Origin of the sequence: Ruminococcus flavefaciens, from assembly GCF_900108555.1 — a bacterium.
Classification (GTDB): Bacteria; Bacillota; Clostridia; order Oscillospirales; family Ruminococcaceae; genus Ruminococcus; species Ruminococcus flavefaciens_P.
In genome coordinates, this window is record NZ_FNWV01000003.1 from 289378 (window position 1) to 302820 (window position 13443).

Consider the following 13443-nt stretch of genomic DNA (forward strand, 5'->3'; position numbering starts at 1 on the left):
ATATGAAAAATAGTAAAAGATTTTTAGCGATGATGACAGCTGGCTTTTTAGCTATCACACCTATGGCGGCTACCGGGTTGACGGCGTTTGCAGATTATACTATCACTGTAGATAATGCTACAGCAGGGTATTCATATGCTGCTTATCAAATATTCTCAGGAGATTTAGACGGTGATGTTCTTTCCAACATAGGTTGGGCAACGGGTGTTAACGGTTCTGGACTTATTGCTGCTTTGCAGGCAGACACTTTATTAGGAAGCGAGTTTACATCAGTATCTACACCAGCAGCTGTAGCAGCAAAATTAGTAGAATTAAATGCTAATACTGAAAAACTTGTACAATTTGCTAAGATAGCAAAGAATTATGTTAATTCAACTGCATCTGGAACGCAAAATACTCAGACTGGCAGTACATACCCAATTACTGTAACCAATCCAGGTTATTACCTCATTGAAGAGACAAGTGTTCCGACTGGCGCAACGGTATCACGTTATATGCTTGAAGTCGTAAAATCAACAACGGTAACACCTAAGCGTCCCTCGCCGACAATTAATAAGACAATTACTGGCGGAGCTGATTCTGGTAAAGCTAATAATGTAAGCATAGGAGATGCTGTTACTTATAACATAACTTCTGCCGTACCTGATATGACAGGATATGATAAGTATTTCTTTGTAATCAATGATGATATGGCAGCAGGTCTTACATTCAATAATGATGTTGCTATAACTATTGGTTCGACTACTTTGACATCATCACAGTTTGAAGTTCAGACAGATTCAACTGAAACAGATGGTCATACTTTCCAGATCGTTTTCAATGATTTCTATAATACTTGGAAAACACACTCTGGTGATACTATATCTGTAACATATACGGCAACTCTGAACGAAGATGCTGATCGTACAACGGCAGGTAACTTGAATACTGCAACATTGACATATTCAAACAATCCTAATGTAACTTCCACTGGTACAAATGAACCGACACCTCCAGGTGGTGAAACCCCTGGCGATCCTGTAGGTACAACACCGGCGTCACAGACAAAAACTTATACAGCTAATATCAAACTGACAAAGAAAGATGGATCAGGTAATGTTCTTACAGGAGCGAAATTCCGACTTTCGGGTGGTTCTGAAAATGTAGTTCTGGTCAATGGAAAAGCATATCAGTTGGATAACACAAATGGTACATACTATAAACTTAAAAACGGAACATTTACTACGACAGAACCGTCAGGAGATACAAGTGCATATGACGCAACTGATAAAAAATATAAGATAGTTGAAAATGTTAGTTCGTCAAAAACTTATTCTAATATTTGTATGGACGCATATGTACAATCTGACGGTACATTAGAGTTTGGTGGTCTTGGTGCTGGTACATATACATTATCAGAAATAGTTACTCCTGGAGGATACAACTCTATTCCAGATATGACAATTGTAATAAACGGAACCGGAAATACATTTGCATCACCAAATTGGTCAGCAACTAAGGATGGTACTTCTGTTACTATGACAGATACAGCGACCGTTGCATTTGATGTAATCAATAACGCTGGTTCAACCCTTCCAACAACCGGTGGTATCGGTACAAAGCTGTTCTACATCATAGGCGGACTGCTTGTAGCAGGTTCTGTAGTTCTCCTCGTAACAAAGAAGAGAATGAAAACTAATGAGGACTAATATCACAACAAAATGATCACAGCAAATATCTGAAATGCTTGTGCAGCGGGGGACTTCCTCCGCTGCACTGCAATTTTAATACAAGGAGCTTTTGATGAAGCGTATCATTATCAGGTCGCTGCCTTTTGCAGCATTGTTTATAGGCATATTCCTGCTCTTGTATCCCACTGTCAGCGAGTACATAAACGCGCTGCACCAGTCCAAGGCTATTCAGGCTTATAACGAAATAACTGATTCTATGAGCAGTGAAGAGCGCGATAAGATATTTGAAGCCGCAAGGGAATACAACAGGAGAGTTGCTTCCGCGGAAAATCCCATAATATCTCCCGAGACAATATCGGGGTATTACAATACCCTTGATATTACGGGTACAGGCATTATGGGCTATCTTACAATTGAAAAAATAAAGGTGGAGCTGCCTATATACCACAGCGTCGATGATAATGTACTACAGGTGGCTGTGGGACATCTTCCGGGAACGAGTCTGCCGATAGGCGGAGCAGGAACTCATTCCGTAATGTCGGGACACCGCGGTCTGCCAAGTGCGAGACTGTTTACCGATCTGGACAAAATGGAACTGGGCGACGTTTTCTATATTACTGTCTTATCGGAAGTATTTACATATCAGGTAGATCAGATAAAGACTGTGAAGCCCTATGAGATAGACGATCTGAAAATAGATCCTGATAAGGACTACTGTACGCTTTTTACCTGTACTCCATATGGTATCAATTCCCACAGACTGCTTGTAAGAGGTGAAAGGATAGAGACAAAGGAAGAGTACAAGGTATACGTTGCAAATGACGTATTAATTATTTCTCCGATAATTGTAGCTCCCATTATAGCAGCACCGATATTGCTGGTACTGCTGATATTGCTAATGGTCAAAGGCGAAAAAAAACAAAAGAACAGCAACAATAAAACGAGTGAAAATAAATAGCCGCAGTGCTTTATTGTACTGCGGCTGTTTTTTATTATTGCCGCTATGCTTTATGTAAAAGAATACAACGCAAATATCGTTTTGTGATACACATAGAAAATCCATGTTCTGAGGAGCTGCTTCTTGTTTGTTGTGACAGGGCGTGAGAGACGAAAATGACTATTGCTTTATTAATTTAACCTTATTAACAGACGGGGAGAAAAAACATAATTATATTTGTTTGGTATTACTACTTGTGAGATGATAAAATTTATCAAATATGTAATCTGTTAACATATATGGAATAAATATGTCTGATAAACGAGTATACTGTTCGTATTATAAAATGGCAAATATACGAAAATTTAAATCGAAACGCGAAAAAGATATAGCAAATGTGCATAATTAAAGCGAAATAAAAAAATAATTGTTGATGATTAACAAAATTCGGCGATAGTTCTTGTAAAACTGGCAAAAATGTGGTAACATATTCTATATCACAGTATATGAAATTTTTATAAAAAGCAGTAAGATTTACAAAATGTATAATCCAACAAGCTATTTACTAATGATAAAATTTTTTGGATTTGTGTAAATGAAATAATAATATAATTCTGCAACGGAAAGGAACTTTAAAAAATGGATAATGGCTACTCTATCAAGGACATAATTTCACTACTTTTAAGCAAATTGTGGCTGCTTATTATCGTGACCATAATCGGCGGTGCGGCAGCTTTCTGCTACTCGAAATTTGTGATGCCGCTGAAATATTCTTCTCATATTTCCATGTACGTCCAGAGTTATACGGGTATTACCGAAAATGCCAATCAGCAGAACAACATAAGCAACTCAAAGCAGCTTGTAAATACATATATGGAAGTTCTTAAAGACGATGCGGTAATGAACGCTGTCGGTGATAAGCTTTTGACTCAGTTCGATGCAGATACTTTAAGCAAAAACTTTGGTATGTCAGACGGAAAGATAGCTCCTGCATCTATCCGCAACTGCCTTTCAATATCTTCTGTAACTGATACATCGGCTGTAAAGATAGTATCCACAACAAAGAATGCAGAAGTTGCTGCTGCTCTGTGTAATGACCTTACGGAGGTTGCTCCCAGCTACGTTGAGGAAGCAGTTGGTGTAGGCTCTATAAATACTATCGACAGAGCTAAGGTGTATAACTCGCCTGTAGCTCCTAATATGAAGAAAAACGCAGTACTCGGTGCTATGGCTGCACTTATGCTGACTTGTATGATAATCTTCCTTATTGACTTCTTTGATAATACAGTCAAGGATACAGATTCCGTTGCAGATAAATTCAAGAAGCCTATCATCGGTGAGATTGCAGCTTTCGGTGTTGAAAAGAAAAAGAAGGACAGTGATGAGGACGAGCATGTAAAGCTTACGGATAAATCCGTTCCTTTCAATGTAGTTGAAAGCTACAAGTCCATACGTACTAATATTAGCTTTGCGCTTTCAACTGTGGACAAGAAGATATTTGCAGTATCTTCCGCAAATCCACGTGAAGGTAAGTCCACAACATCTTCAAATATAGCAATTGCTCTTGCACAGGGCGGCAATAAGATACTCCTTATTGATGCTGATATGCGTAAGGCTGTACAGCATAAGGTATTCGGGCTGAAAAATAAGAAGGGACTTTCTTCCGCTATCAGTAAGATGTGCAGCCTTGAAGAATGTATCCATAAAAATGTTATGGAAAACCTTGACGTAATGACAGCAGGTCCTGTACCGCCTAACCCGTCAGAGCTTCTAGCTTCCGATAATATGGGAGCTATACTTGAAAAACTCAGCGAAGAATATTCAATGATACTTATTGATACTCCGCCTGTAAATGTGGTTACGGATGCTATGGAGCTTGCAAAATATGTTTCAGGTATCGTTCTTGTCCTCAGATATGGTGTTACTACAAATGAAGATGCTGAAGATGCTATAAAGAAAATAGAATTCGCAAAGATGAATATGCTCGGATTTATCATGAACGATATCAAGATGAAGAAGAGCGGTTATTATTCAAGTAAGTACAAGGGCAAGTACTATTACAAGAAGGGCTATGGCTATGGCGGTTACGGCGGCTATTATGGTTCAAAGCCTGAGACAGATGATGATACAGCTGAAGAAGTGAAAGAAGAAACAGCAAAGAAAGAGACTGTAAAAAAAGAGTCTCCTTCCACAAAAACAAACAAGAATTCCAAGAATAAAAATGCCAAAAAGAAAGGTAAGAAATAATGACCGAGTATCATTGTCATATACTTCCGGGGATCGACGATGGGGCTAAAGATGTGGATACATCACTTGCGATGATAGAGATGATGAAGGAACAAGGGGTTGAGCGAATAGTCGCAACTTCACATTTCTATGCACACCGCGAAAAATCAGTGGCTGAGTTCCTGAAAAAGAGACAGGCGGCTTTTGAAAAGATCAGGGACAAGTCTGCGATAAAAGATATTATACTCGGTGCAGAGGTCGCGATCGAGAATGGTATTTCCGAACTTCCTGATATTGAAAAGCTTGCTATTGAGGGTACACGAATGATACTTCTGGAGCTGCCATATCGTGCTTATGCAAAATGGATGTCTGAGGAAATATACAACATCGGTGCAGAGTTCAACTTAAAGGTCATGTTGGCGCACGTTCATCGTTACCTTGAATACTACAGTAAGGATGAAATGGAGGAATTGCTTTCAACAAAAGCTGTAATGCAGATAAATAACGAAGCGTTTTCAAGTTGGAGTGAGAAAAAGCTTGTAAAGCGTATAATAGCTGACGAAAAGAGATTTGCTTTCGGAAGTGATGCTCATAATACTAATGGCCGCAAGCCAAATTGGGACTTGCTGAAAAAGAAAGTAAAGCCTGATATCATCGGGCTTTCTGATAAAGTTTTAGAGAGATATACACTTTGATTAGTCGTAACAATAATGCTTTAAATGATCAATTTTTCACACCTTGAGAGGTTGATCATAAATATAATAATCTAAATTCTTCTTTAAGGGGGTATATGTATGCAAAACTTGCTTATTTTAGGTGCTGGTCAGTACGGAATGGTGGCTAAGGAGATTGCCGAGTCAATGAGGAAATATGATCATATTGATTTCCTTGATGACAACAATCCAATCGCAGTGGGAAAGTTGGGGGACTTTGAAAATCTAAGCAATGTTTACGATTCTGCGGTTGTGGCTATAGGCAATTCGGATTTCCGATTAAAGCTCATCGAAGAACTTCGTAACACGGGGTACACTATACCATGTCTAATTCACGAACGTGCATATGTTTCACCGTCAGCAAGAGTCGGTATTGGTTCGTTTATAGAACCAATGGCTGTTGTACATACAGAGGTAGTAATTGAAACAGGCTGCATTATTTCAGCAGGCGTTATTATTAATCATAACAGTACTATCCATAAAGGGTGTCATATAAACTGCGGCTGCGTAGTAAAAGCAAGAGCTGAGATTGACGAAAAAACTCGAACAGGATATAACGAGATATGTGATACTAAAGTCAAGCATGAAATTCGTGTTGCTGTGTGATCAAATTTGGGTGGTTAAGTATTCTGACAGATCGTCAGGTTAGTGAGGAATGATAAAATGAAAGAACAGACTAAAAAGGAAATGGCTGCATGTGCAGGAATGTTGATGAAAATGAACTTATATCGGAGATTTCAGACAGGATCGGAGAACCTCTGACAGAGGTGAATGTGGATATGCTGAAGCGCATTTTTATAGAAAAGGGTGGTATATCGATAGAATTTGCCGCCGTTAATGAATAGAATACATGACTGTTAATACTGCCCACTGAGCAATTACTGATATTATTTTGGTAGCTGCTTGGTGGGCACTTTTTTGTGTTACCAGTAGCAACACAGGTGACACAATAGATAAACAGAGCTGTTTTTAATATGCCATTTTTGACGACAATTACATTGACTTTCTGTATAACATCTGCTATAATAGTATCATTAGATGAAGAATAATGAATGTTGCTGATAGCAACATTTGATACAGGAGGTACATATGAAGCATTTATCTCTCAAGCTGCTTGCCGAAACGGTCGTAAGCAAAAGAAAAGCAATTAAGATGTCACAGGTGACACTGGCAGAAAAAACAGGCATCAATCGTTCTATTATCTCCAGACTTGAAAGCGAGGATTATACACCCTCTGTGGATCAGCTCCTTGCGCTAAGTGAAGTTCTGGGTTTTGATAATGCCGATGTTTATGAAGATGACACCGTTGAGGTAAAGCCTGTGGAGCGCAAGAAGATCGCTGTAGCAGGAACTGGATATGTAGGCCTTTCTCTTGCAGTTCTGCTTTCACAGCATAATGATGTTACTGCTGTTGATATTGTTCCTGAGAAAGTCGAGAAGCTGAATAACTGGATTTCTCCTATACAGGATGACTTCATTGAGCAGTATCTTGCTGAGCATGAAGAGAGAAAGCTTTCACTTAAAGCTACAACTGACGGAGAAAGTGCATATAAGGACGCAGATTTTATCATTGTAGCAGCTCCTACAAACTACGACCCTAAGACAAACTATTTTGATTGTTCCGCTGTAGAGACTGTTCTGGAACTGATCAAGAAGGTTACAGGCAAAAAGAAGAAAAAGCCTACAGTAGTTATCAAATCAACTATTCCTGTAGGATATACAGTACAGGTTCGTGAGAAAGTTGGCATGGATAATATCATTTTCAGCCCTGAATTTCTCAGAGAATCCAAGGCTCTCTACGATAATCTCTATCCTTCACGTATAATAGTTGGTGCGGATGATAAGAACATGGCAGAAGCAGAAGTGTTTGCAAATCTTCTCGTGCAGGGTGCAATAAAGACAAACATTCCTGTTCTTTTTATGGCTACTACTGAAGCAGAAGCCGTAAAACTCTTTGCTAATACATACCTCGCCCTTCGTGTAAGCTACTTCAATGAGCTTGATACATATGCAGAAGTTAAGGGACTTAATACTCAAAATATTATCAAGGGCATTTGCCTTGACCCACGTGTGGGCGACTATTACAATAATCCGTCGTTTGGTTATGGTGGTTACTGCTTGCCAAAGGATACAAAGCAGCTTCTTGCAAACTATCAGAATGTACCGCAGAATATGATGTCAGCTATAGTTGAGTCCAACAGAACCAGAAAGGACTTCATTGCTGATCGTGTTCTTCAGATGGCAGAATATTACAGTTACGGAAGTGACAATGAATATGACAGCAGTAAAGAGAAAAATGTTACTGTTGGCGTATATCGTCTGACAATGAAATCTAATTCGGATAACTTCCGTCAGAGTTCTATTCAGGGTGTTATGAAGCGTATCAAGGCTAAGGGCGCAACTGTTATCATTTACGAGCCAACACTTGAAAATGGCAGCACATTCTTTGGTTCAACAGTTGTTAACGATCTCAAGAAGTTCAAGAAGAAGTGCGGATGTATCATTGCCAACAGATACGATAGTGTACTTGATGATGTTGAAGAAAAGGTTTATACAAGAGACCTGTTCAGAAGAGACTAATACAAATAAACATATTGCCCACGTACTATGTTTTCAAATGGCATGGAAAATCTGCCAGTGGAATGCATAGTATGTGGGCATCATTTTTGTTATGTTATTACAAAGTTTTCTGTTACCTCTTGAAATGTAAATTTTTTTGTTGTAAGCTGATAAGCAAAAGAAAACTACCTCAGGAGGTACATAAAATGAAACATCCATTATACTCCGTAAGCATTGATGATATCCCGTTTACAGAGGTATGCACCTGCTCAGCTTTGTTGACAACCACGATGTTTCAAGAATTGCAACGATACTCACAAACAAAAATCACATTCCGCTTGTGTATGCGATAATGTTCGGAATGCCGGGAATACCGTGTATCTACTACGGAAGTGAATGGGGCGCAGAGGCTGACAAAAAGGACGGCGATCCTGCACTGAGAGTATCCTTCGACAAGCCCATAGACAACGAGCTTTCGGCGTATATCTCAAAGCTTGCAAAGATACACCGCGAGAGCAAGGCACTTTGCTATGGTGATATAAGTGTACCTGTGCTCACAAATAAGCAGTGTATCATTCAGCGCAGATGCGATGACGAGAGGATACTTATCGCTATAAATGCTGAAGATCAGCCGTTTACAGCGCACTTCGATGCAGGCTGCGGCACGGCTGATGAGCTTATAACAGGTACGAAGCACGATTTCGGCGGTGGAAGCGAATTGCCGCCCTATTCGGCACAGATCTGGAAAATGGAAAGATGAATTTATGCGTTTTTGACAATTGTTTTTTCGAAACTTTAAAGTAAAATGTGTATGATATACCGAATTCAAAAAAGCTATTGACAAACTGAAATTCATGGATTATAATAGCATTGTAAACAGCAAGGGAGCTGCGGACAACAAAGTCCGCAGCTATTTTTGTTATTAGTACTAATTCCATACACAAAGGGGTGTATGATGTACTGAGGTATCAGTGCGTCGTACACCCTTTTGAAATTTATGCTGTAACTTATCAAGGAGGTATTTCTATGGACTCTCAGACGATTTTACAACAAGCCATGGAAGAGACTAACGGTCTTTTGTTTGGCGTATGGTTCCTTATAGGTGCCGCACTCGTATTCTTTATGCAGGCGGGCTTCGCAATGGTGGAGACAGGCTTCACCCGTGCAAAGAATGCAGGCAATATCATCATGAAAAACTTAATGGACTTCTGTATCGGTACAGTTGTTTTCATTCTCATAGGTTTCGGTCTTCTCTTCGGTGAAGACCTCGTCGGTATAATCGGACAGCCCGGATTTGATATCTTCACTTCCTACGGCAGCTTCGATTGGTCAAACTTCGTATTCAACCTTGTATTCTGTGCAACAACGGCTACTATCGTTTCAGGTGCAATGGCTGAACGTACAAAATTCTTATCCTACTGCGTATACTCAGCTATCATCAGTGCAGTCGTTTATCCTATCGAAGCTCACTGGGGCTGGGGCGGCGGCTGGCTCAGCCAGTGGGGCTTCCACGATTTCGCAGGTTCGGCACATATCCACATGGTCGGCGGTATCGCAGCTCTCGTAGGTGCAGCTATCCTTGGACCAAGAATCGGTAAATTCCACAAGACAAAGGACGGCGAGATCAAAGTAAACGCTATCCCCGGTCACAACCTTACGATTGGCGCACTTGGCTGCTTTATCCTTTGGTTCGGCTGGTACGGATTTAACGGTGCAGCTTGTACTTCAATCGATCAGCTCGGTTCAGTATTCCTTACAACAACAGTTGCTCCCGCAATCGCAACAGTAACTTGTATGATCTTCACATGGCTCAAATATGGCAAGCCTGATGTTTCAATGTGTCTTAACGCTTCACTTGCAGGTCTTGTAGGTATCACAGCTCCTTGTGATGTAACAGACTGCCTCGGTGCTTCAATAGTTGGTATCGTATCTGGTTTACTCGTTTGCTTCGGCGTATGGTTCCTTGATTATAAACTCCACATCGACGATCCTGTTGGTGCAGTTGCAGTTCACATGATGAACGGTATCTGGGGAACAATCGCAGTTGGTCTTTTTGCTAACCCTGAAGTTCCAGGTTATTCACTTGTTGACCAGAACGGTGACCAGCTTGCAGGTCTTTTCTACGGCGGCGGCTTCGGACTCCTCGGCAGACAGCTCACAGGTTTCGCAGCAATCGCAGTATTCACAGTTATTTCAATGTTTATCGTTTTCCAGCTTATCAAGCACACTATCGGACTTCGTGCTTCCGAGCAGGAAGAGATCATCGGTCTCGATGTTACAGAACACGGTCTTATTTCCTCTTATGCAGACTTCGCTCCTGCACTTACAGACGCAGGAATGTATGGCTACACTAAGGACGACGCAAAGAGCGTAAAGAAGGTCGGCACTCCTGAAGTACCTGCTGTTCCTGTTGACGAGGCAGTAGAAGTAAAGAATTACTCCGCACCTTCACCTGACGGCGCAACAAAGCTCACAAACATTGTAGTTATATTCAAACAGCAGAAATTACAGCAGTTCATCGAAGCTATGGAACATATTGATGTCAAGGGCATCACAGTAACGAACGTTCTTGGCTGCGGAATGCAGAACGGACAGACAAACTACTATCGTGGTGCAGCTGTTGAGATGAACCTGCTTCCAAAGGTAAAGGCTGAGATCGCAGTATGTGCAGTCCCTGTTGAAAAGGTAGTTGCAGCAGCAAAATCTGCTCTCTACACTGGAAACTACGGCGACGGTAAGATGTTCATTTACGACATCGAGAACGTTATCAAGATCAGAACCGGCGAGGAAGGCTACAACGCACTCCACGACTCTGCTGAATGGGAAAAAGCTTAAAAATACATGAGCAGGCTGCAAGCGACAGATAACTTGCAGTCTGCCTTACAGAAAATGATCCGGAGGTAATTACAATGGAAAAGATAACAGACTATTATGGCTCAATGGTGTTTGACGACAGAATAATGAAAGCAACGCTTTCAGATAAAGTATACAGATCACTGAAAAGAACTATCGACAAGGGAACTCCCCTTGATATATCCGTAGCAAATGCAGTTGCAGCTGCTATGAAGGAATGGGCAGTAGAAAAAGGAGCTACCCACTATACACACTGGTTCCAGCCAATGACAGGCGTGACTGCCGAAAAGCACGACAGCTTCATCACTCCCGCTCCTGACGGCAGAGTTATCATGGAATTCTCAGGCAAGGAGCTCGTTAAGGGCGAGCCTGACGCTTCATCATTCCCCTCTGGCGGACTTCGTGCAACATTTGAGGCAAGAGGCTATACGGCATGGGATCCTACTTCATACGCTTTCATCAAGGACGGCACACTTTACATTCCTACTGCATTCTGTTCATACACAGGTGAAGCACTTGACAAGAAAGTACCTCTCCTGCGTTCAATGGAAGCACTCAACAAACAGGCTCTGCGTATCCTGAAACTCTTCGGAAACACAAGCGTAAAGAGCGTAAAGACATCAGTTGGTCCCGAGCAGGAATACTTCCTCGTTGACCGTGATATGTGGAAAAAGAGAAAAGACCTTATCATGACAGGACGTACACTGTTCGGCGCAATGCCGCCTAAGGGACAGGAAATGGACGACCACTACTTCGGCTCTATCAAGCCAAGAGTTGCAGAGTATATGGCTGATCTCGATAAAGAGCTCTGGAAGCTCGGTATACTTGCTAAAACAAAGCACAACGAAGTTGCTCCTGCACAGCATGAGCTTGCTCCTATATATGATACAACAAATATCGCAGCTGACCACAACCAGCTCACAATGGAAGTAATGCAGAAAGTCGCACTCCGTCACGGACTTGTTTGCCTGCTTCACGAGAAGCCTTTTGCAGGTGTAAACGGCTCAGGTAAGCATAACAACTGGTCTATATCCACAGATCAGGGTGAAAATCTGCTTTCTCCGGGCGAGACTCCTGCTGAGAATGCCCAGTTCCTGCTTTTCCTTGCAGCAGTTATCAAGGCTGTTGACGATTATCAGGATCTTCTCAGACTTTCAGTTGCTACCGCAGGCAATGACCACCGTCTCGGTGCAAACGAAGCACCGCCTGCTGTTATCTCTATATTCCTCGGCGACGAGCTGACAGCAGTTCTGGACGCTATCGAAAAGGATAAGCCATACGGCGGCACAAAGAAGGAAAAAATGCAGCTTGGCGTTGATGTTCTGCCTAAGTTCAGCAAGGATAGCACTGACCGTAACAGAACTTCCCCATTTGCATTTACAGGAAACAAGTTTGAGTTCCGTATGCTTGGTTCTTCCAACAGTATCTCATGCGCAAATATCCACCTCAATGCAGCAGTAGCAGAGGAACTGAAACAGTTCGCCGATAAGCTTGAAAAGGCTAAGGACTTCAATAAAGCACTTCACGATCTTATCAAGAAGACAATTAAAGACCACAAGCGTATCATCTTCAACGGCAACGGCTACGACGATTCATGGATAAAGGAAGCAGAGAAGCGCGGTCTCATGAATCTTAAAACGACCGCCGATGCTATGCCTAAGATCTGCGATAAAAAGAATGTTGATATGCTCACATCTCATGGTGTATTCACCGAAGCTGAGATACAGTCACGCTGTGAGATAATGCTTGAGAACTACATCAAGACAGTAAATATCGAAGCTATTACTATGATAGATATGGCTCGCAAGGAGATAATCCCTGCCGTTGCTAAATTTGCTGCTGATACAGCTTCCGCAGTTGCAGTTAAAAAGAGCGTATCAAAGGCAGCCTGCAAGTACGAGAGCAGCCTTGTTACCGAGCTTTCAGAGCTCATTGATGAAATGGACACTGCGACCACAAAGCTTGAAAAGGTAGCAGATGATTTCAAGAAGCAGAAATCTATCATCAAGGCTTCCGAATTTGTCCGCGATACAATGCTCCCTGCAATGGATAAGCTCCGTGCAGCAGCTGACAAGGCTGAAACTCTGACAGCAGAGTCCTATTGGCCATTCCCTGCATATGACCAGCTCCTTTTCGGTGTTTGATGATCTGAACACCGGAAAGAATTCTTCACAATAACCACTCCTTGAAATAAATACAGCATGACTCCGAAGCTGACAGCGTAAAAACTGTTGGCTTCGGGGCTTTTTCAGCAGGGTTATAATCATTTCCTATCGTTTGCAATGACTTTTTGAGATTGGACAACCCCTATTTTCAATGTTATAATAAAACCATACCAAAGAGGAAAGGGGCTGTACAAATGGTAACAAGCAAGGAACCCATACAGCACATTTTCCGCTCAGTGCTCATTTGTACAGAGCGGATGTGGAAAGCAGAACGATGTTGAAGAAACTGCTTTCTGAATGCTCTTTGAAAAATATGTGCC

The 13443-nt window shown here is 41.5% G+C and carries 10 protein-coding genes; all 10 read left to right on the forward strand.

What is annotated here, in order from left to right; genetic code table 11:
- Positions 1-2: 2 nt before the first annotated feature.
- The 10 genes from BLW60_RS06450 (at position 3) to BLW60_RS06490 (ending at position 13102) form a co-directional block, all read left to right on the forward strand.
- Complete coding sequence (locus BLW60_RS06450) at positions 3-1688, forward strand: isopeptide-forming domain-containing fimbrial protein (protein WP_074715547.1); 1686 nt, start codon at positions 3-5, stop codon at positions 1686-1688.
- Between the two features lie 94 nt (positions 1689-1782).
- The gene (locus tag BLW60_RS06455; RefSeq protein ID WP_074715550.1) at positions 1783-2628 is read left to right on the forward strand and encodes a class C sortase; all 846 of its coding nucleotides are present in this window, start codon (positions 1783-1785) and stop codon (positions 2626-2628) included.
- Positions 2629-3246: 618 nt separating this feature from the next.
- Positions 3247-4854 (forward strand): tyrosine-protein kinase domain-containing protein, encoded by a 1608-nt coding sequence (locus BLW60_RS06460; RefSeq protein WP_074715553.1) that lies wholly within the window; start codon positions 3247-3249, stop codon positions 4852-4854.
- Complete coding sequence (locus BLW60_RS06465) at positions 4854-5528, forward strand: CpsB/CapC family capsule biosynthesis tyrosine phosphatase (protein WP_242872839.1); 675 nt, start codon at positions 4854-4856, stop codon at positions 5526-5528. The genes BLW60_RS06460 and BLW60_RS06465 overlap by 1 nt, the downstream gene beginning before the upstream one ends.
- Positions 5529-5627: 99 nt before the next feature.
- Positions 5628-6152 (forward strand): PglD-related sugar-binding protein, encoded by a 525-nt coding sequence (locus BLW60_RS06470; RefSeq protein WP_074715559.1) that lies wholly within the window; start codon positions 5628-5630, stop codon positions 6150-6152.
- Between the two features lie 89 nt (positions 6153-6241).
- Positions 6242-6391, forward strand: a complete 150-nt coding sequence (locus tag BLW60_RS16765; RefSeq protein WP_175460899.1) for a hypothetical protein — start codon at positions 6242-6244, stop codon at positions 6389-6391.
- Positions 6392-6635: 244 nt separating this feature from the next.
- Positions 6636-8126: a nucleotide sugar dehydrogenase gene (locus tag BLW60_RS06475; protein ID WP_074715562.1), complete on the forward strand. Its 1491-nt coding sequence runs from the start codon at positions 6636-6638 to the stop codon at positions 8124-8126.
- 238 nt (positions 8127-8364) lie between these two features.
- Positions 8365-8865 carry an alpha-amylase family glycosyl hydrolase gene (locus BLW60_RS06480; RefSeq protein ID WP_081348145.1) on the forward strand — a complete coding sequence of 167 codons (501 nt, stop codon included), beginning with the start codon at positions 8365-8367 and terminating at the stop codon, positions 8863-8865.
- 266 nt (positions 8866-9131) lie between these two features.
- Positions 9132-10940: an ammonium transporter gene (locus tag BLW60_RS06485; RefSeq protein ID WP_074715565.1), complete on the forward strand. Its 1809-nt coding sequence runs from the start codon at positions 9132-9134 to the stop codon at positions 10938-10940.
- Between the two features lie 74 nt (positions 10941-11014).
- On the forward strand, positions 11015-13102 hold the full coding sequence (locus tag BLW60_RS06490) for a glutamine synthetase III family protein (protein ID WP_074715568.1): 2088 nt from the start codon (positions 11015-11017) through the stop codon (positions 13100-13102).
- Positions 13103-13443 lie beyond the last annotated feature (341 nt).

Excerpts from the sequence above, each read along its gene's own strand:
- BLW60_RS06450 (WP_074715547.1), top strand. The coding sequence starts at position 3 with ATGAAAAATAGTAAAAGATTTTTAGCGATGATGACAGCTGGCTTTTTA.
- BLW60_RS06455 (WP_074715550.1), top strand. The coding sequence starts at position 1,783 with ATGAAGCGTATCATTATCAGGTCGCTGCCTTTTGCAGCATTGTTTATA.
- BLW60_RS06460 (WP_074715553.1), top strand. The coding sequence starts at position 3,247 with ATGGATAATGGCTACTCTATCAAGGACATAATTTCACTACTTTTAAGC.
- BLW60_RS06465 (WP_242872839.1), top strand. The coding sequence starts at position 4,854 with ATGACCGAGTATCATTGTCATATACTTCCGGGGATCGACGATGGGGCT.
- BLW60_RS06470 (WP_074715559.1), top strand. The coding sequence starts at position 5,628 with ATGCAAAACTTGCTTATTTTAGGTGCTGGTCAGTACGGAATGGTGGCT.
- BLW60_RS16765 (WP_175460899.1), top strand. The coding sequence starts at position 6,242 with ATGTGCAGGAATGTTGATGAAAATGAACTTATATCGGAGATTTCAGAC.
- BLW60_RS06475 (WP_074715562.1), top strand. The coding sequence starts at position 6,636 with ATGAAGCATTTATCTCTCAAGCTGCTTGCCGAAACGGTCGTAAGCAAA.
- BLW60_RS06480 (WP_081348145.1), top strand. The coding sequence starts at position 8,365 with ATGCACCTGCTCAGCTTTGTTGACAACCACGATGTTTCAAGAATTGCA.
- BLW60_RS06485 (WP_074715565.1), top strand. The coding sequence starts at position 9,132 with ATGGACTCTCAGACGATTTTACAACAAGCCATGGAAGAGACTAACGGT.
- BLW60_RS06490 (WP_074715568.1), top strand. The coding sequence starts at position 11,015 with ATGGAAAAGATAACAGACTATTATGGCTCAATGGTGTTTGACGACAGA.